Genomic DNA, 17,407 nt, shown 5'->3' with positions numbered 1-17,407 from the left:
GCCGCATGAAGAGCAAACCGGCAGAAAACACCGAAGAGGCGAGCCTGGACGACCGGATCACCGGAGCACTGGTCGGAGCCGCCGTCGGCGACGCCCTGGGCGGCCCGGTCGAGGGCTACTCCCCCGAGCAGATCGTCGAACGCCACGGCGGCCGGGTGCACGGCATCGTCGGCCCCTGGAACGGCGACGCCTGGCGCACGGCCCGCCCCATCGCGCCGTACCACAAGGGCGACGGCCACATCACCGACGACACCCTGATGACCCACGCGCTGATCCGGGTCTACGCCACCGTCCGCGACCACCTGGACGCCTACGCCATCGCCGACCACCTGGTCCCCGACCTGATGACGACCCCGCGCTGGATCCCCGAACTGGAGGCCGAGGCCCTCCCCCTGCACCGCGTCTTCCTCGCCGAGAAATGGCTGGTGACGCGTCTCCACTACGGCCACGTCGACCCCCGCGAGGCCGGCACCGGCAACATCGTCAACTGCGGCGCCGCGATGTACATGGCCCCCGTCGGCCTGGTCAACGCGGCCAACCCGCCCGCCGCCTACGCCGAGGCCCTCGACATCGCGGGCGCCCACCAGTCGTCGTACGGCAGAGAGGCGGCCGGCGTCTTCGCGGCGGCGGTGGCGGCGGCCTGTGCCCCCGGGGCGACCCCGGACTCGGTGATCGCCGGCTGCCTCGCCCTGGCCAAGGACGGCACCCGCGAGGCGATCGAGAAGGTCTGCGAAGTGGCCGCCCGCTACAGCGACTTCGAGTCGGCGCTGAAGCCGCTGCGGGAGGCCGTGGCCCCGTACGACACGGTCGGCCCCGACTACCGCGCCCCCTCCCTGGGCGCCCGCCGCCCGTCCCGCCTGCACGCGATCGAGGAACTCCCCGTCGCCCTGGCGATGTTGCTGCTGTCCTCGGGCGACTACCGCCGCACGGTCCTGGGCTCGGTGAACTACGGCCGGGACTGCGACTCCATCGCCACCATGTCCGGCGCGCTGTCCGGCGCCCTCGGCCGCACGGTCCCCGAGGACTGGTCGAAGCAGGTGGCGGACGCGAGCCGGGTGGACCTCTGGGAACCGGCCCGCACGCTCGCGCGGGTGACCCGCGAGATCTTCGAGCGGGACGCGCACCGCCGCCGCGCCCACGAACAGGCCTTCGCCGCACTCGGAGGCCGCGCATGCTCCGACTGACCTGGGTCCAGCCGGAGGACCTGATCGGCCACGAACTCCGCCAGGCGGCCCAGGACGGGCGGGAGCCGTCGAGGATCGCGGCGAGATGGAAGGCGGCCGGCGGCCTGGACGCCCCACCCCGGTCCGGCGCCTCCCCGGACCCGGCCTCCCGCTATCTCCGCCTCCTGGCCGAGGACCTCCTGGACGAACTGGCGGAGCTGCCCACCACGTTGGCCGACCAGGAGCCGACGGACCTGAGGAAGATCAAGGCCTTGTGCCGGGACTGGCCCCGCGACACCCCCGCGGCGCCGCCCGCCCCGGCCGCCCTCGAAGCCGCCTGGCTCGGCAGGGCGGTTGGCTGTCTGCTGGGCAAACCCGTGGAGAAGCTCCCCCTCGACGCCATCCGCCGGCTTGCTCAGGCAACGGGCAACTGGCCCCTGAGCACCTACTTCACCGCCAAGGGCGTCCCCCAGGACCTCCTCACCGCCCACCCCTGGAACCGCCGCTCGGCGCCCACCTCCCTCGCCGAGAACATCGACGGCATGCCCGAGGACGACGACCTCAACTACCCCCTGCTCAACCTGCTCCTCCTCCAGCGCCACGGCAGGAGCTTCACCACCGCGGACGTGGCGCGGCTCTGGCTCGACGAACTCCCCGCCGGCCGCACGTTCACCGCCGAACGCATCGCCTACCGCAACCTCCTCAGCGGCCTGGAACCCCCGCGCACGGCCCACCACCGCAACCCCTTCCGCGAATGGATCGGCGCCCTGATCCGCGCCGACGTGCACGGCTGGACCAACCCCGGCGACCCGGCGGCCGCGGCCGAACAGGCCCACCGGGACGCCACCCTCACCCACACCGCCAACGGCGTCTACGCGGCGATGTTCGTCGCGGCCGCCATCGCCCAGGCGGCGACCGGCACCCACGACATCCACGCCTGCCTGCGCACCGGCCTCACCGTGATCCCCCCGGCCGCCCGCCTCACGAGGGCGATCCGGCACGCCGTACGACTCGCCGAGGAGCACCGGGACTTCGACACGGTCGTGGACGAACTCCACGCCGCCCACGCCGAAGAGCACTGGGTCCACGCCGTCCCCAACACCGCCCTGATCGCCGCCGCCCTCACCCACGCCGACGGCGACTTCACCGGTTCCGTCTCCCGTGCCGTGTCCGGAGGCTGGGACACCGACTCCAACGGCGCCACCGCCGGCAGCGTCGCCGGACTGCTCGCCGCCCACCCCTCAGCCCTCCCCGACCACTGGACGGCCCCGCTCAAGAACCGCCTGTCCACCTCCGTCGGCGACCTCAACGGCACCGGCTTCGACACCCTCGCCCAGCTCACCCACCGGGAGGCAGCCCGCCCATGACCGACATCGCCGTACTCGGCAGCACCAACATGGACCTCGTCGCCTTCGTCGAGAAGGCCCCCCAGCGCGGCGAGACGGTCACCGGCCGCGAGTTCCGCACGATCCCCGGCGGCAAGGGCGCCAACCAGGCCATCGCCGCCGCCCGCGCGGGCGCCACCGTCTCCATGATCGGCGCGGTCGGCAACGACTCCTTCGGCACCCGGCTGCGCTCCACGCTGGAACACTCCGGCGTCGAGACCGACCATCTGCGCACCACGGAGGGCCCGTCCGGCACCGCCCACATCGTCGTCGACGACCACGGCGGCAACGCGATCGTGGTGATCCCCGCCGCCAACGGCACCGTCGACCACCTCGCCCCCGGCGACGAGGGCCTCATCGCCTCCGCCGACGCCCTGCTGCTCCAGCTGGAGATCCCCCTCGCCGCCGTGCTCGCGGGCGCCGAAGCGGCCCGTGCCCATGGCGTCCGGACGATCCTCACCCCGGCGCCCGCCCAGCCGCTCCCGGTCGAACTCCTCAACGCCACCGACCTGTTGCTGCCCAACGAACACGAGGCCGCCACCCTCACCGGCCGCACCGACCCGCGCTCCGCTGCCCTCGCCCTGCTCGACGAGGTCCCGGAGGTGGTCGTCACCCTCGGCGCCGCGGGCAGCCTCTACGTGGCACGCGGCGCCGAACCGCTCACCGTGCCCGCGCCCCAGGTCACCGCCGTGGACACCACCGGCGCGGGGGACACCTTCGCCGGCGCGCTCGCGGTGGCGCTCACCGAGGGCCGCCCGATGCCCGACGCGCTGGCCTGGGCGGGCGCGGCGGCGGCGCTGTCGGTGCAGCGGCCCGGGGCCACGGAGTCGATGCCCTACCGCCCCGAGATCGAGGCGCAGTACGCGTCATGAGCCACGCACCTCTCCACGGCCTGCGCGTCCTCGACCTCGCCACCCTGTTCGCCGGACCCCTCGCCGCCACGGCACTCGGTGACTTCGGCGCGGAGGTCATCAAGATCGAGCACCCGGACAGGCCCGACCCGTCCCGCGGCCACGGCCCGGCCAAGGACGGCGTCGGCCTGTGGTGGAAGCACCTCGGCCGCAACAAGCGCGCGATCACCCTGAACCTGTCGACCCCGGGCGGCCGGACCACCCTCCTCCGGCTCGCCGCGGGCGCGGACGTCATCATCGAGAACTTCCGCCCCGGCACCCTGGAGAAGTGGGACCTCGGCTGGCCGGAGCTGTCGGCCGCCAACCCCCGCCTGGTCCTCACCCGCGTCACCGGCTTCGGCCAGTTCGGCCCGTACGCCCATCGCCCCGGCTTCGGCACCCTCGCCGAGGCGATGAGCGGCTTCGCCGCGCTCACCGGCGAACCGGAGGCGCCCCCGACGCTCCCGCCGTTCGGCCTCGCGGACTCGATCGCGGGCCTCGCCACGGCCTTCGCCGTCCTCACCGCCCTCGCGGCCCGCGAGCGCACCGGCGAGGGCCAGGTCGTCGACCTGGCCCTCATCGAGCCGATGCTGTCGGTCCTCGGACCCCAGCCCACCTGGTACGACCAGCTCGGCTACGTCCAGCAGCGCACCGGAAACCGCTCCGCGAACAACGCCCCGCGCAACACCTACCGCACTGCGGACGGCAGTTGGGTCGCCGTCTCGACGTCGGCCCAGTCCGTGGCCGAGCGGGTGATGTGCCTGGTCGGCCGCCCGGACCTGATCGAAGAACCCTGGTTCGCCACCGGCGCCGACCGGGCCCGCCACGCCGACGTCCTCGACGAGGCGGTCGGCTCCTGGATCGCCGCGCGCACCCGCGACGAGGTGATCGCGGCCTTCGAGAAGGCGGAAGCGGCCGTGGCCCCGATCCAGGACGTGACGGGGGTGATGGCGGACCCGCAGTACCAGGCGCTGGACACCATCACCACGGTCGACGACCCGGAGCTCGGGCCCCTGCGGATGCAGAACGTGCTCTTCCGTCTCTCCGCCACTCCGGGGGCGATCCGCTGGACCGGCCGCCCGCACGGCGCCGACACGGACGAGGTCCTCGCCGAACTCGGCCTCACGCGGGCGGACGTAGCGGCCCTGCGGGCGGCGGGTGCCGTATGACCACACCCCCGCTGACCTGGCTGTACGCCCCCGGCGACCGACCTCACGTGATGGCCGGGGCGCTGCGGTCCGGGGCGGACGTCGTGGTGATCGACCTGGAGGACGCGGTGGCCCCCGACCGCAAGGAGTACGCCCGTGCCGCCACGGCCGACTTCCTCTCCGACGCCCAGCCGGTGCCGGTCCACGTCCGCGTGAACGCCTCGGACGAGCCGTGGGCGGCGGCGGACCTCCAGGCGCTGTCCGGGCTCCCCGGGGTCACGGCACTGCGCCTGCCCAAGGTCACCTCCCCCGTTCAGATCCGCCGGGTGGCGCGCTCGACCTCCCGGCCCCTGTACGCCCTCCTCGAATCCGCCCTCGGCATCGAGAACGCCTACGCCATCGCCCGCGCCCATCCCGCCCTGCACGGCATCGCGCTCGGCGAGGCGGACCTCCGCGCCGAGCTCGCGGTACGCGCGGACGCGGGCCTGGACTGGCCCCGTTCCCGAGTGATCGTCGCCGCCAGAGCGGCCGGCCTGCCGCCCCCGCCCCAGTCGGTCCACCCCGACACCCGCGACCTGGAGGGCCTGTCGGCGTCCTGCGCGCACGGCCGCGCCCTGGGCTTCTTCGGCCGGGCCGCCATCCACCCCCGCCAACTCCCGGTGATCGAACGGGCCTACCTGCCGACGAACCAGGAGATCGAACAGGCGGAGAGAATCCTCGAGGCAGCGACCGCGCAACGGGGTGCCCAGGCGCTGGCGGACGGCACCTTCATCGACGCGGCAGTGGTCGTGGCAGCGCGGCGAACCCTCGCCCTCGCCCGTCGGCTGCTTCTTTCCACCGCGGCCAGCACCCCCACGGAGGGTCCCGGCGGTGCCGAACTGTCCGAAACCCACCGCTGACCCACGACGAAGGGCGCCCGGAAACTCCGAGCGCCCTCATCGTCGTACGCGGGCCCGTCAGCCCTTCTTCGCCGACCCGGCCCCGTCGTTGGCATCGTCCTTCACGTCGGAGGACGCGGTGTCGGAGGACTCGGTGTCGGAGGACTCGGTGTCGGAGGAGGACTCGGCGGCGGCCTTCTCAGCCTCGTCGGAGTCGGCGTCGGCCTCCGCCACGGCCGGACCGCCGGCGGCGCCCGGCTCCACCACGGCCTCCCGGCCGGGCCGCTTCTTCGCCGACAGCACGATGTACAGCACCGCCAGCAGGAACACGATCAGCGCGGTCCAGTTGTTCAGCCGCAGGCCGAGGATGTGGTGGGCCTCGTCGACGCGCATGTACTCGATCCAGAACCGGCCCACGCAGTAGGCGGCGACGTACAGCGCGAACGCCCGCCCGTGCCCCAGCGTGAACCGCCGGTCGGCCCAGATGACGAGCAGCGCGACACCGACGCACCACAGCGACTCGTACAGGAACGTCGGGTGGTACGTCCCCGGCAGCCGCCCGTCCGAGGAGGACGTGATCTCCACGGCCCAGGGAAGGTCCGTGGCCTTGCCGTACAGCTCCTGGTTGAACCAGTTGCCCCAGCGGCCGATGGCCTGCGCGAGGGCGATGCCGGGGGCGACGGCGTCGGCGTAGGCCGGCATCGGGATGCCCCGGCGGCGGCAGCCGATCCACGCGCCCAGCGCGCCGAGCGCGATGGCGCCCCAGATGCCGAGGCCGCCCTCCCAGATCTTGAAGGCGTCCACCCAGTCACGGCCCTCGCTGAAGTACAGCTCGTAGTCCGTGATCACGTGGTAGAGGCGTCCGCCGACCAGGCCGAAGGGGACGGCCCACACCGCGATGTCGGCCACCGTGCCGGCCCGGCCGCCGCGGGCGATCCAGCGCCTGTTGCCGAGCCAGACGGCGACGAAGACACCGATGATGATGCAGAACGCGTAGCCTCGCAGCGGAATGGGACCGAGGTGGATCACCCCGCGCGACGGGCTGGGAATGTAGGCAAGTTCCATGGCAAGGTCGACGCTACCCTGCCGGGCCGGGGCTGCGTCGGGCAGCCCGGCTACGGCTCCATAACAGGGGGGCGCCCGCGCCTCATCCGCCCGCCGCCTCCTGAACCTGCTGCTTCAGCTTCTGGGGCGTCATCGACTGGTCCTGGTAGATGTTCTTGCCGTCGAGCAGGACGGTCGGCGTGCCGGTGAAGCCACCGCTGCGGAAGGCGTCGTTGGACTTGGCGACCCAGCTGTTGTGCGTGCCCTCCTCCACACAGGTGCGGAAGGCGGGCGTGTCCAGGCCGTCGACCTTGGCGGCCAGCTCGAACAGCTTGGCGTTGTCGGAGAAGGCGTCGTCGGTCTCGGGGGGCTGGTTCTGGTACAGCACGTCGTGGTACTCGACGAACTTCCCGGCGTCCTGGGCGCAGGCCGCGGCGTTGGCGGCGTTGCGGGAGCCGGTGCCGCCCAGATTGCCGTCGATGATGGTCGCGAGGCGGTACTCCACTCGGAGCTGTCCGGCGTCCGTCAGCTCATGGAGCGTCGAGCGGTAGGTGTCCTCGAAGGACTTGCAGGCCGGGCAGCGGAAGTCCTCCCAGACGACGAGGGTCGAGGGGGCGTCGTCCTTGCCCGCCGGGAGCACCAGGCTGTCCTCGCCCTGCGCGCCCGAGGGCGCCACCACCGGACCGGCCTCGTCGCCGCTGTCGTCCTTGCCGGCGTTGGCGGCGATCACGCCGATCACCGCCGCGAGCCCGAGCACACAGACGACGCTGGCGCCGACGATCAGCGCCCGCCGTCGCTTCTCCGCCGCCTTCTGCTTCTCTCGCTCGACCGCCATCCGCTCCCGGGCGGTGCGCTTTCCCTCACGGTTCTTCTCGCTCACACCCCGGAAACGAACCGGGGAGGCGCCCAGCGCCTCCCCGGTCCCAGGTCCACCCGTTCGAGTGACCGCTCCTGCGCGTGATGTGCCGTTACGCCTGGCCGCGCACGCCCTTCGCCAGCTCACCGGCGAGCTGCCGGACGGCCTCCACACCGGCCGCGTGGTCCGGTGCGTCGAGCATCCGCTTCACGAAGGCCGAGCCGACGATGACTCCGTCGGCGAAACCGGCGACCTCGCGCGCCTGGGCGGTGTTGGAGACGCCGAGCCCGACGCAGACCGGCAGCTCCGTGCCGGTGGCCCGGGTCCGCTCGACCAGGTCCTGCGCCTGCGCGCCGACCGACTCACGGGTCCCGGTGACGCCCATCAGCGAGGCGGCGTAGACGAAGCCGCTGCCCGCCGCGGTGATCCGCGCGAGCCGCTCGTCCTTGCTGCTCGGCGCCACCACGAACACCGTCGCGAGACCGTGCTTCTCGGCGTGCTCCCTCCACAGCCCCGACTCCTGCACGGGCAGGTCGGGCAGGATGCACCCGGCGCCGCCCGCCTCCGCCAGCTCGGCGGTGAACCGCTCGACGCCGTAGCGGTCGATCGGGTTCCAGTACGTCATCACGAGCACCGGCTTGCCGGTCGCCGCGTGGGCCTCGCGCACCGTGCGCATGACGTCGGCGATCCGCACCCCGCCGCGCAGGGCGATGTCGTCGGCGGTCTGGATGACGGGACCGTCGAGGACGGGGTCGCTGTGCGGCAGACCGACCTCGACGATGTCCGCGCCGCCGTCGAAGACGGCCTTGATCGCCTCGATGCCGCCGTCCACGGTCGGGAACCCGGCCGGGAGGTAGGCGATGAGCGCCGCGCGGCCCTCCGCCTTGGCGGCGGCGAGGGTGTCGGCCAGCAGCTGACCCTTTGCGCTGTTCACTGCGGCCCCGCTCACTTGGCGTCCCCCTCGATCTCGGCGGTGTCGGCGGCGTTGGCCGCGACCTCGGCGTCGGCGCCCTGGTCGTACAGGCCGAAGTAGCGCGCGGCCGTGTCCATGTCCTTGTCGCCGCGCCCGGACAGGTTGACGATGATCAGCCCGTCCTTGCCGAGCTCCTTGCCCACCTCCAGGGCACCGGCGAGGGCGTGCGCCGACTCGATGGCCGGGATGATGCCCTCGGTGCGGGACAGCAGGCGCAGCGCCTGCATGGCCGCGTCGTCGGTGACCGCGCGGTACTCGGCGCGCCCGCTGTCCTTGAGGTAGGAGTGCTCGGGGCCGATGCCGGGGTAGTCCAGACCGGCCGAGATCGAGTACGGCTCGGTGATCTGGCCCTCGTCGTCCTGGAGGACGTACGACCGCGACCCGTGCAGGATGCCGGGCTCGCCCGCGGTCAGTGTGGCCGCGTGCTCGCCGGTCTCGACGCCGTGCCCGGCGGGCTCGCAGCCCACCAGGCGTACGCCCTCGTCCGGGATGAAGGCGTGGAACAGGCCGATGGCGTTGGAGCCGCCGCCGACGCAGGCGACGGCCGCGTCCGGGAGGCGTCCGGCGCGCTCCAGGATCTGGCGGCGGGCCTCGACGCCGATGACGCGGTGGAAGTCGCGGACCATGGCCGGGAAGGGGTGCGGGCCGGCGACCGTACCGAAGAGGTAGTGGGTGTGGTCGACGTTGGCGACCCAGTCGCGGAAGGCCTCGTTGATCGCGTCCTTGAGGGTGCGCGAGCCGGACTTCACGGCGATGACCTCGGCGCCGAGCATGCGCATGCGGGCCACGTTGAGGGCCTGGCGCTGGGTGTCGATCTCGCCCATGTAGATGGTGCAGTCGAGGCCGAACAGGGCGCAGGCCGTGGCCGTCGCGACGCCGTGCTGGCCGGCGCCGGTCTCGGCGATGACGCGGGTCTTGCCCATGCGCTTGGTGAGCAGGGCCTGGCCGAGCACGTTGTTGATCTTGTGCGAGCCGGTGTGGTTGAGGTCCTCGCGCTTGAGGAAGACCCGGGCGCCTCCCGCGTGTTCGGCGAACCGCGGGACTTCGGTGAGCGCGGACGGGCGGCCCGTGTAGTTGACGAGCAGTTCGTCGAGCTCGCGGGCGAACTCGGGGTCGTGCTTGGCCTTTTCGAACTCCACGGCGACCTCGTCGACCGCGGCGACCAGGGCCTCCGGGATGAACTTGCCGCCGAACGCGCCGAAGTAGCCCTCGGTGCTGGGGACTTGACCCTCGGGGTCAGGAATGAAGAACTCGCTGGGCATGCGGATACCTCACGGTGAGTGTGTGTTGGGTGCACCAGTCGCCGTGGGGGCGGGGGAGGTCAGTCGGCCGCGGGTCCGTTGTGGTCGAGCGCGCAGTTCCCCGCGCCCCTCACGGGGCGCTTGTGCCATCGCATGCCATTGACCTGGCCGGGCTCGTCCCCGATGACGTACCGCACTCGGCGGCCGTGCACCCTGCGCGCGGGCGCACGGCAGCCACGGGGCCGGCAGCCGCGCGCGAGGCGGGCGTAGCGGTCCGTGCTCGTCACGGTCGTCGGGAGCGTCATCGTCGGTCAGCCTAGCGAAGGATCAGCCGCGTCCGTGCCGCAGTGCGGGGTGCTCGCCCGCCGCCACCAGGTCCGCCACCGCCGACTTGGGGTCGCGGCCGGTGACCAGGGACTCGCCGACCAGGACCGCGTCCGCGCCGGCGTTGGCGTAGGCGATGAGGTCGTGCGGGCCGCGGACGCCGGACTCGGCGACCTTGACGAGACCGGAGGGGATCTCGGGCGCCACGCGCTCGAAGGTGCCGCGGTCGACCTCGAGGGTCTTGAGGTTGCGGGCGTTGACGCCGATGATCTTGGCGCCCGCGTCCACGGCGCGCTCGACCTCGTCCTCGTCGTGCACCTCGACCAGCGGGGTCAGGCCGATGGACACCGCGCGCTCGATCAGCGACTCCAGGGCCGACTGGTCGAGGGCGGCGACGATCAGCAGCGCGAGGTCGGCGCCGTACGCGCGGGCCTCCCACAGCTGGTACGAGGTGACGATGAAGTCCTTGCGCAGGACCGGGATGTCCACGCGGGCGCGGACGGCCTCCAGGTCGGCGAGCGAGCCGCCGAAGCGGCGCTGCTCGGTGAGGACGGAGATCACGGCCGCGCCGCCGGCCTCGTAGTCCGCGGCGAGTCCGGCCGGGTCGGCGATCGCGGCCAGCGCGCCCTTGGACGGGCTGGAGCGCTTGACCTCGCAGATCACCTTGACGCCGTCGCCCTTGAGCGCGGCGACGCCGTCCTTGGCCGCGGGAGCCTTCGCCGCGCGCTCCTTGAGCTCGTCGAGGCTGACGCGCGCCTGCCGCTCCGCGAGGTCGGCACGGACTCCGTCGATGATCTCGTCGAGCACACTCACGCGAGCGGCCCCCTTCCCGATGCGATGACGAAAACGGGTGGTCACTGCGATGGTATCCGGAGGACGGCGTAGGGCTCGCATCCGGTTGACGGCGGTCCCACTACCTGGACGTTCATCAGTTGATCAAGGGTGCAGCCAGCCACCGAAGGGCAGGTTCCGGACAACGCTGAAGACCAGCAGCAATGTCCCCAGGGTCCACAGGTGCACCGGGCCGAGGTCGAGCCGCAGCGGGCGCCCGCGGGCCGCGCGGACCACCCAGACGGTCCACAGCACGGCGAAGGCCAGATAGCCCAGTACGGCCGCCGCGTTGTTCTGGAGCGCCGCGGCGAGGTCGCCGTGGACGAAGGCGTGGGCGCTGCGCAGTCCGCCGCAGCCGGGGCAGTACAGGCCGGTGAGCCGGAGCAGCGGGCAGGCCGGGTAGTGGCCGGGCTCGTGCGGGTCGACGGCGGCGACGTAGGCGAAGGCCGCGACGACGGCCGCGAGGACCCCGGTGGGCACGGCGAGGCGCCTGAGGACGCTTCCCGTCACGCTGCGGCTGTCGGTGTTCACGCCCCGCATTCTGCCCTCACAACGCGTAAGGGGCGGCTCCTGGGCCGCCCCTCGGTTGGTTTCGTACGCGTCAGCCCTCGACGCTCGCCGGCTCCCGCTTCTCGAAGTGCGGCTTGCCCGCCTCCTTCGGCGTGCCGAGGCCCATGATCTTCATGACCCAGCCGACGACGCCACCGAGGACCACGATGCCCATGCCGGCCCAGAAGCCCGCCGGGCTGGCCAGCACCATGAAGGCGCCCGCGACGCAGAAACCGATGAAGGCGATTGTGACACCGGTCCAGGCGGCCGGGGTGTGACCGTGGCTGCTGCCCGCCATGACTTGCTCCTCGTTGCTGTGTGTAAGTCTCTGAGCCGGACGCTCGAGGCCATTGTCCCGCATGCCGGGGCGCCGGGTGCCCGCGGGTCACCCTCGCGGGCCGGGCCCTCAGGCGCCGGTGGGGTCCTCGCCCCGGTCCAGTGCCTTCCAGAGGTCCTCGGGGCGGTCGGGGTCCACGACGGGAGCCTTGCGGGGCCTGGGCGCCCCCGAGCGCTCGTAACGGCTCGACATCGCCGGCCACGCGGACGCGTAGCGCAGTGCCAGCAGCCCGGCGATCAGCATCAGGACTCCGCCGGCGACCGCGACGTAGGGCCACGCGGTGTGGCTGAGCGAGGCGACCGTCGCGGCCGTGTCGCCGGTGGCCTCCGCCGCCTTCTCGTCCAGCGCGGAGCTGTCACCGGCGCCGAAGAGGGCCGCGGCGATCGTCCCGGCGCCCGACAGCGCGAGCAGCCCGGCGACGAACACCCGGCCCACGCGGCGGACGGCGAAGACGGCGACCAGGGCGGCGAGGCCGACTATGGCGAGCGAGGCGGGGACACCCGTGACGTCGCTGCCCCTCGCGGTGAGCGGGAAGTCCCCGCCGGCGACCGTGGCGGTGCCCTCGGACCACCGCTGTCGAGTGGCGAGCAGCGCCACGGCCGCGCCGAGCGCGCCGGACAGCAGGGCTACGGCGAGGCTGAGGCGGCCGGCCCGGGCGGGCCCTGCGGCTTCGGAACGGGGGTGAGGAACAGCAGTCACGTACTCCACTATCGCCTGAACCCCGGGCGAACCGTCACCCGGGGTTCGTATGAGAAGCGCCCTATTGCCCAAGCCGGTTCGCCGTGTGCACCGCGCGCAGCACCGCCGCCGCCTTGTTGCGGCACTCGGTGTCCTCGGCGACCGGGTCGGAGTCCGCGACGATTCCGGCACCCGCCTGGACGTAGGCGGTGCCGTCCCGGAGCAGGGCCGTGCGGATCGCGATGGCCGTGTCGGAGTCGCCGGCGAAGTCGAGGTAGCCGACGCAGCCGCCGTACAGGCCGCGCCGGGAGGGCTCGAGTTCGTCGATGATCTGCATGGCGCGGGGCTTGGGCGCGCCCGAGAGGGTGCCGGCCGGGAAGCAGGCGGTGAGGACGTCGAAGGCGGTGCGGCCCTCGGCGACCTTTCCGGTGACCGTGGAGACGATGTGCATCACGTGCGAGTAGCGCTCGATGGACATGAAGTCGACGACCTCGACCGAGCCCGGCTCGCAGACCCGCCCCAGGTCGTTGCGGCCCAGGTCGACCAGCATGAGGTGCTCGGCGCGCTCCTTGGGGTCGGCGAGCAGGTCGTCGGCGAGTGCCTGGTCCTCCTGCGGGGTGGCTCCGCGCCACCGGGTACCGGCGATGGGGTGGACCATGGCCCGTCCGTCCTCGACCTTCACCAGCGCCTCCGGGGAGGAGCCGACGACGTCGAAGCCGTCGAAGCGGAAGAGGTACATGTACGGCGACGGATTGGTCGCCCTGAGCACCCGGTAGACGTCCAACGCGCTGGCCGTGCAGGGGGTTTCGAAGCGCTGGGAGGGCACGACCTGGAAGGCCTCGCCCGCCCGGATGCGCTCCTTGATGTCCTCCACGGCCCGCTGGAAGTCCTCGCCGCCCCACAAGGCGGTGTACTCGGGCAGTTCGGAGGGCGGCAGGACCGCCGGCGGCTGGGCGACCGCGCGGGTCAGGTCCGCCTCCATGGCGTCGAGGCGGGCGACCGCGTCCGCGTAGGCCTCGTCCACACCGGTGTCGAGGTCGTTGTGGTTGATCGCGTTGGCGATCAGCAGGACCGAGCCCTCCCAGTGGTCCATCACCGCGAGATCGCTGGTCAGGAGCATGGTCAGCTCGGGGAGCCGCAGGTCGTCGCGCTCGCCGGGGCCGATCTTCTCCAGGCGGCGCACGATGTCGTAGCCGAGGTAGCCGACCATGCCGCCGGTGAAGGGCGGCATGCCGTCCTGGTGCGGGGTGTGCAGGGCCTCGATGGTGGCGCGCAGGGCGGCGAGCGGGTCGCCGTCGGTCGGCACGCCGACGGGCGGGACGCCGAGCCAGTGCGCCTGGCCGTCACGGGCCGTCAGGGTCGCCGCCGACCGCACGCCCACGAAGGAGTACCGGGACCAGGAGCGGCCGTTCTCCGCGGACTCCAGCAGGAAGGTCCCGGGGCGCTCGGCGGCGAGCTTGCGGTAGAGCGCGACCGGGGTGTCGCCGTCGGCGAGGAGCTTGCGCGTGACCGGGATGACGCGGCGGTCGGTGGCGAGCTTGCGGAAGGTCTCGAGGTCCATGGCCGGTGACCTTACTGATCTCCGGCCGGGGCGCCGGAATCCTTGAGCAGGACGTCGGTGTCGAAGCAGGTGCGCGCGCCGGTGTGGCAGGCGGCGCCGACCTGGTCGACCTGGACGAGGACGGTGTCGGCGTCGCAGTCGAGGGCGACGGACTTCACCCACTGGAAGTGGCCGGAGGTGTCGCCCTTGACCCAGTACTCCTGGCGGCTGCGCGACCAGTAGGTGCAGCGGCCGGTGGTCAGGGTGCGATGCAGGGCCTCGTCGTCCATCCAGCCGAGCATGAGCACCTCACCGGTGTCGTACTGCTGGGCGATGGCGGGGAGGAGCCCGTCGGCGCTGCGCTTGAGGCGCGCGGCGATCTCGGGGTCCAGTTGGCTGGGCTGACGGGGCGTGCTGGTCATGGGTGCCATTGTGCCGCGCCGCGCTGCCCGTGACGGTGCCGTGTCCACTGGATGGAAGGGGGTGGCGCGGGGCGCCTCGGTGCGGGGTGGTGCCGGGCGACGGGTGGGCGGAGCCCGGCGGCGGTCGTAGGCTGACGGCATGTCGACTTTCGCCAAGCGTGAACGACTTCTGCTGGCCGACCTCCTGGAGGCCGAGGGCCCCGAGGCCCCGACCCTGTGCGAGGGCTGGACCACCCGCGACCTCGCCGCGCACGTCGTGGTGCGCGAACGCCGGCCCGACGCCGCCGGCGGCATCCTGATCAAGCCGCTCGCCGGCCGCCTGGAACGGGTCATGGCGGAGTTCGCGGACAAGCCGTACGAGGAACTGATCCAGCTGATCCGGACCGGCCCGCCGCGCTTCTCGCCGTTCAACCTGAAGCAGGTCGACGAGATGTCGAACACCGTGGAGTTCTACGTCCACACCGAGGACGTCCGCCGGGCCCGTCCCGACTGGACGCCCCGCGAGCTGGACCCGGTCTTCCAGGACGCCCTGTGGTCCCGTCTGGAGCGCACCGCCCGCCTGATGGGCCGGGGCACCCCGACCGGCCTCGTCCTGCGCCGCCCGGACGGCCAGACGGCCGTCGCCCAGCGCGGCACGCCCGTGGTGACGGCGACCGGCGAGCCCTCGGAGCTGCTGCTCTTCCTCTACGGCCGCAAGAACGACGCCGACGTGGAGCTGGCGGGCGACAAGGACGCGATCACCAAGCTGCACGAGGGCAAGCAGCTCGGAATCTGACTCCCGCCCCGGGGCGGCCTACCGCGGTAGCTCGGCACGGATCCCGGGCCGCCTACCGCGGAAGCTGAGCACGGATCCGGGGCGGCCTGCAGCGGGAGTTCGGTGCGCATCCAGGGCGGCCTACCGCAGAAGCTGGGCACGGATCCCGGGGCGGCCTACCGCAGAAGCTCTCCACGGATCCCGGGCCGCCCACCGCCTGAGCCCGACGCGGATCCGGCGCCCCCCACCGCCTGAGCCCGGCGTGAATCCGGCCGCCCACCGCAGAAGCTCGCCACGGATCCCGGGCCACCCACCGCGGGAGCCCAACTCGGATCCGGCGCCGCCCACCGCGGGAGCCCGGCGTGAATCCGACCGCCCACCACGGAAGCCCGCCACGGATCCCGGGCCGCCCACCGCCTGAGCCCGGCGCGGATCCGGGGCCGCCCACCGCGGGAACCCGACGCGGATCCGGCCACCCGTCGCGGGAACCCAGCGCGGATCCGGGGCCGCCTACCGCGGGAGTTCGGCGCGGCGCAGGTCGGGTACGCACAGCGCGATCACCCCGCCGAGCCCGCACACCGCGGCGCTGACCACGAAGACCGGGCCGGTGCCCCAGGCGCCGACGGCGGCGGCGGACAGCGGCATGCTGAGCGGCGCGAAGCCCAGACTGACCAGGGAGGCGACGGCGGTGACCCGGCCCAGGTAGGCGGGGTCCGCCTGGGTCTGCAGCAGGGCGCCGCACATGGCGCCGCTGAGCCCGGCGAGCAGTCCGACGAGCAGGGCGACCCCGACGGCCGCGAGCAGCCCGGGGGCGTAGGCCAGGGCCCCGATCGCGACCGACCCGGTGATGATCGCGCACCCCGCCACCCGCCCGGCGTGCGGCAGGCGCCCGCGCACGGTCAGCAGCAGGGAGGCGGCCCCGGCGCCGACGCCGAACCCGGCGAGCACCCAGCCCATCCCGGCGGCGCCCCAGCCGCGCTCGTCGGCGAGCAGGGTCAGACCGACGTTGAGCGGACCGACGAAGCCGAGGTCGCCGAGGGCGATGGCCAGCATCAGCGGGGCGAGCACGCGGTGGCGGCGGATGTAGCGGAGCCCGCCCATCAGGTCCCGCCAGGCGGTGTCCCCGCGCGCGGGCGCCTGGTCGTCGGCGGGCAGCTCCCGCACCCGTACGGCGATCAGCAGGGGCACCGACACCGCGATGAGCAGCCCGGCGAGCGCGAACGCCGCCGCCGCGCCACCGAGTGCCACCCCGAGCCCGCCGAGCGGGGCGCCGACGACGCTCGCGAAGCGGATGGCGAGCCCTCGCATGCCCTGCACGCGCGCGAGTTGGTCGCGGGACGTCACGCGCGCGGGGAGGGCGCCCACGGCCGGCATGAACACCGCGTCGACGGTGCCGAACACCAGCGCGAGCAGAGCCAGCGGCCACAGTCCCGGGCTGGTCAGGAACAGCAGCGCCGCCACCGCGAGGACGGCCGCGCAGCGCACGACGTCGCTGCCGATGACGACCCGGCGCGGCCCGAGCCGGTCGGCGAGCACTCCCCCGCCGAGCATCAGCAGCGCTCGCGGCACGGCGCTGACGGCCATGACCACACCGGCCTGCGACGCCGAACCGGCCTGGACGGCGGCCCAGGACAGGGCGATGTAGTAGACGCTGTCGCCGATCATCGAGGAGGTGTAGGCGGCGAGCCAGCGCAGGATGTTGCCGTCGCGGTGGGCGGGCCGGGGGGTGACGTCGGGCGGGGCTGTGAGCGTGGCGGTCACGGCGGCTTGCCTCTCAGACGCGGAACGGGAAGGCGTACGTGTGCACGGCGACGTTCTCGCGGCCCTCGGCCTCACCGGCGGCCTCGGCGGCCCGGCCCCGCTGCTCGTACCTACGCAGCAGCGCGAGCATCTCCCGTTCCAGCTCGGCGAGTTCGTCCGCGGTGAGCCGGAGCGTGGCCTCGGTGGACGCGGCCGTGCGGTTCCACTGCTCGTCCCAGCCGGTCCGCTCCTCCAGCCAGCGCCGGTACATGTCCATGCGCTGGTCGGCGAAGAGCCGGCTGGCCGCGGTGTGCGCCGCGGCCTTGTCGGGGGCGTCCCGGAAGTCCTCGTCGCGGATGCTCACACCTTCCGAGGCGGGCTGCCACCAGCGTTCCCGGCCGTCGGCGCTGCGCGGTTCGGCCGCCTCGACCAGACCGTGCTCGGCGAGCTTGCGCAGGTGGTAGCTGACCAGCGACACCGCCTCGTCGACCTGCTCGGCGAGCTGCGAGGCGGTGGCCACGCGGGCCACGGTGAGGTGGCGGTACAGCCTGGAGCGGAGGGGATGGGCCAGCGCCTTGAGCGTGCCCAGATCCGTGATCCTCCGGTTCCCGTCCTTGTCTGCCATGCCCCCACCGTAGATGCGAAAGAAAAGTT

General features: G+C 73.2%; 19 protein-coding genes. 6 read left to right on the top strand and 13 right to left on the bottom strand.

Annotation, left to right across the window (positions count from 1 at the left end; translation table 11 throughout):
* Positions 1–5: 5 nt before the first annotated feature.
* The 5 genes from ACWDRW_RS22240 to ACWDRW_RS22220 are packed head-to-tail and all read left to right on the top strand — an operon-like array spanning position 6 to position 5,485.
* Positions 6–1,184 (top strand): ADP-ribosylglycohydrolase family protein, encoded by a 1,179-nt coding sequence (locus tag ACWDRW_RS22240; protein WP_451725573.1) that lies wholly within the window; start codon positions 6–8, stop codon positions 1,182–1,184.
* Positions 1,172–2,530, top strand: coding sequence for an ADP-ribosylglycohydrolase family protein (locus ACWDRW_RS22235; protein WP_451725572.1), 1,359 nt, complete (start codon positions 1,172–1,174; stop codon positions 2,528–2,530). Before ACWDRW_RS22240 ends, ACWDRW_RS22235 begins: the two co-directional genes overlap by 13 nt.
* A complete protein-coding gene (gene rbsK / locus ACWDRW_RS22230; protein WP_451725571.1) occupies positions 2,527–3,420 on the top strand; it encodes a ribokinase in 894 nt (297 codons plus the stop codon). The genes ACWDRW_RS22235 and rbsK overlap by 4 nt, the downstream gene beginning before the upstream one ends.
* Positions 3,417–4,607, top strand: coding sequence for a CaiB/BaiF CoA transferase family protein (locus ACWDRW_RS22225; protein WP_451725569.1), 1,191 nt, complete (start codon positions 3,417–3,419; stop codon positions 4,605–4,607). The genes rbsK and ACWDRW_RS22225 overlap by 4 nt, the downstream gene beginning before the upstream one ends.
* On the top strand, positions 4,604–5,485 hold the full coding sequence (locus ACWDRW_RS22220) for an HpcH/HpaI aldolase/citrate lyase family protein (RefSeq protein WP_451725568.1): 882 nt from the start codon (positions 4,604–4,606) through the stop codon (positions 5,483–5,485). The genes ACWDRW_RS22225 and ACWDRW_RS22220 overlap by 4 nt, the downstream gene beginning before the upstream one ends.
* A 57-nt stretch (positions 5,486–5,542) precedes the next feature.
* On the opposite strand, the gene lgt is transcribed toward ACWDRW_RS22220, so the two are convergent.
* From lgt to hisI, 11 genes are all read right to left on the bottom strand, one after another.
* On the bottom strand, positions 5,543–6,529 hold the full coding sequence (gene lgt / locus ACWDRW_RS22215) for a prolipoprotein diacylglyceryl transferase (RefSeq protein ID WP_451725566.1): 987 nt from the start codon (positions 6,527–6,529) through the stop codon (positions 5,543–5,545).
* 82 nt (positions 6,530–6,611) lie between these two features.
* On the bottom strand, positions 6,612–7,388 hold the full coding sequence (locus tag ACWDRW_RS22210) for a DsbA family protein (RefSeq protein WP_451725564.1): 777 nt from the start codon (positions 7,386–7,388) through the stop codon (positions 6,612–6,614).
* Between the two features lie 88 nt (positions 7,389–7,476).
* Positions 7,477–8,313 carry a tryptophan synthase subunit alpha gene (trpA, locus tag ACWDRW_RS22205; RefSeq protein ID WP_451725562.1) on the bottom strand — a complete coding sequence of 279 codons (837 nt, stop codon included), beginning with the start codon at positions 8,311–8,313 and terminating at the stop codon, positions 7,477–7,479.
* Positions 8,310–9,599 (bottom strand): tryptophan synthase subunit beta, encoded by a 1,290-nt coding sequence (gene trpB / locus ACWDRW_RS22200; RefSeq protein ID WP_451725561.1) that lies wholly within the window; start codon positions 9,597–9,599, stop codon positions 8,310–8,312. The genes trpA and trpB overlap by 4 nt, the downstream gene beginning before the upstream one ends.
* A gap of 59 nt (positions 9,600–9,658) precedes the next feature.
* Positions 9,659–9,883, bottom strand: a complete 225-nt coding sequence (gene trpM / locus ACWDRW_RS22195; protein ID WP_451725560.1) for a tryptophan biosynthesis modulator TrpM — start codon at positions 9,881–9,883, stop codon at positions 9,659–9,661.
* 22 nt (positions 9,884–9,905) lie between these two features.
* On the bottom strand, positions 9,906–10,715 hold the full coding sequence (gene trpC / locus ACWDRW_RS22190) for an indole-3-glycerol phosphate synthase TrpC (protein WP_451725558.1): 810 nt from the start codon (positions 10,713–10,715) through the stop codon (positions 9,906–9,908).
* 123 nt (positions 10,716–10,838) lie between these two features.
* A complete protein-coding gene (locus ACWDRW_RS22185; protein WP_451725557.1) occupies positions 10,839–11,273 on the bottom strand; it encodes a DUF2752 domain-containing protein in 435 nt (144 codons plus the stop codon).
* 61 nt (positions 11,274–11,334) lie between these two features.
* Positions 11,335–11,580 (bottom strand): HGxxPAAW family protein, encoded by a 246-nt coding sequence (locus ACWDRW_RS22180; RefSeq protein WP_451725555.1) that lies wholly within the window; start codon positions 11,578–11,580, stop codon positions 11,335–11,337.
* Positions 11,581–11,688: 108 nt separating this feature from the next.
* Positions 11,689–12,327 (bottom strand): TIGR02234 family membrane protein, encoded by a 639-nt coding sequence (locus ACWDRW_RS22175; RefSeq protein ID WP_451725553.1) that lies wholly within the window; start codon positions 12,325–12,327, stop codon positions 11,689–11,691.
* A gap of 52 nt (positions 12,328–12,379) precedes the next feature.
* A complete protein-coding gene (locus ACWDRW_RS22170; protein ID WP_451725551.1) occupies positions 12,380–13,858 on the bottom strand; it encodes an anthranilate synthase component I in 1,479 nt (492 codons plus the stop codon).
* Between the two features lie 11 nt (positions 13,859–13,869).
* The gene (gene hisI, locus ACWDRW_RS22165; protein WP_186287075.1) at positions 13,870–14,259 is read right to left on the bottom strand and encodes a phosphoribosyl-AMP cyclohydrolase; all 390 of its coding nucleotides are present in this window, start codon (positions 14,257–14,259) and stop codon (positions 13,870–13,872) included.
* Positions 14,260–14,398: 139 nt separating this feature from the next.
* On the opposite strand from hisI, the gene ACWDRW_RS22160 reads away from it, so the two are divergent.
* Positions 14,399–15,034, top strand: a complete 636-nt coding sequence (locus ACWDRW_RS22160) for a TIGR03085 family metal-binding protein (RefSeq protein ID WP_451725549.1) — start codon at positions 14,399–14,401, stop codon at positions 15,032–15,034.
* A 489-nt stretch (positions 15,035–15,523) separates the two neighbouring features.
* On the opposite strand, the gene ACWDRW_RS22155 is transcribed toward ACWDRW_RS22160, so the two are convergent.
* Positions 15,524–16,774 (bottom strand): MFS transporter, encoded by a 1,251-nt coding sequence (locus ACWDRW_RS22155; RefSeq protein WP_451725547.1) that lies wholly within the window; start codon positions 16,772–16,774, stop codon positions 15,524–15,526.
* 13 nt (positions 16,775–16,787) lie between these two features.
* Positions 16,788–17,378: an ArsR/SmtB family transcription factor gene (locus ACWDRW_RS22150; RefSeq protein ID WP_451725545.1), complete on the bottom strand. Its 591-nt coding sequence runs from the start codon at positions 17,376–17,378 to the stop codon at positions 16,788–16,790.
* Positions 17,379–17,407: the final 29 nt, after the last annotated feature.

The sequence above is a fragment of the Streptomyces sp. NPDC003635 genome, assembly GCF_053587635.1.
The sequence above is the reverse complement of the archived record's forward strand: the minus strand, read 5'-3'. Positions and strand labels throughout refer to the sequence as shown.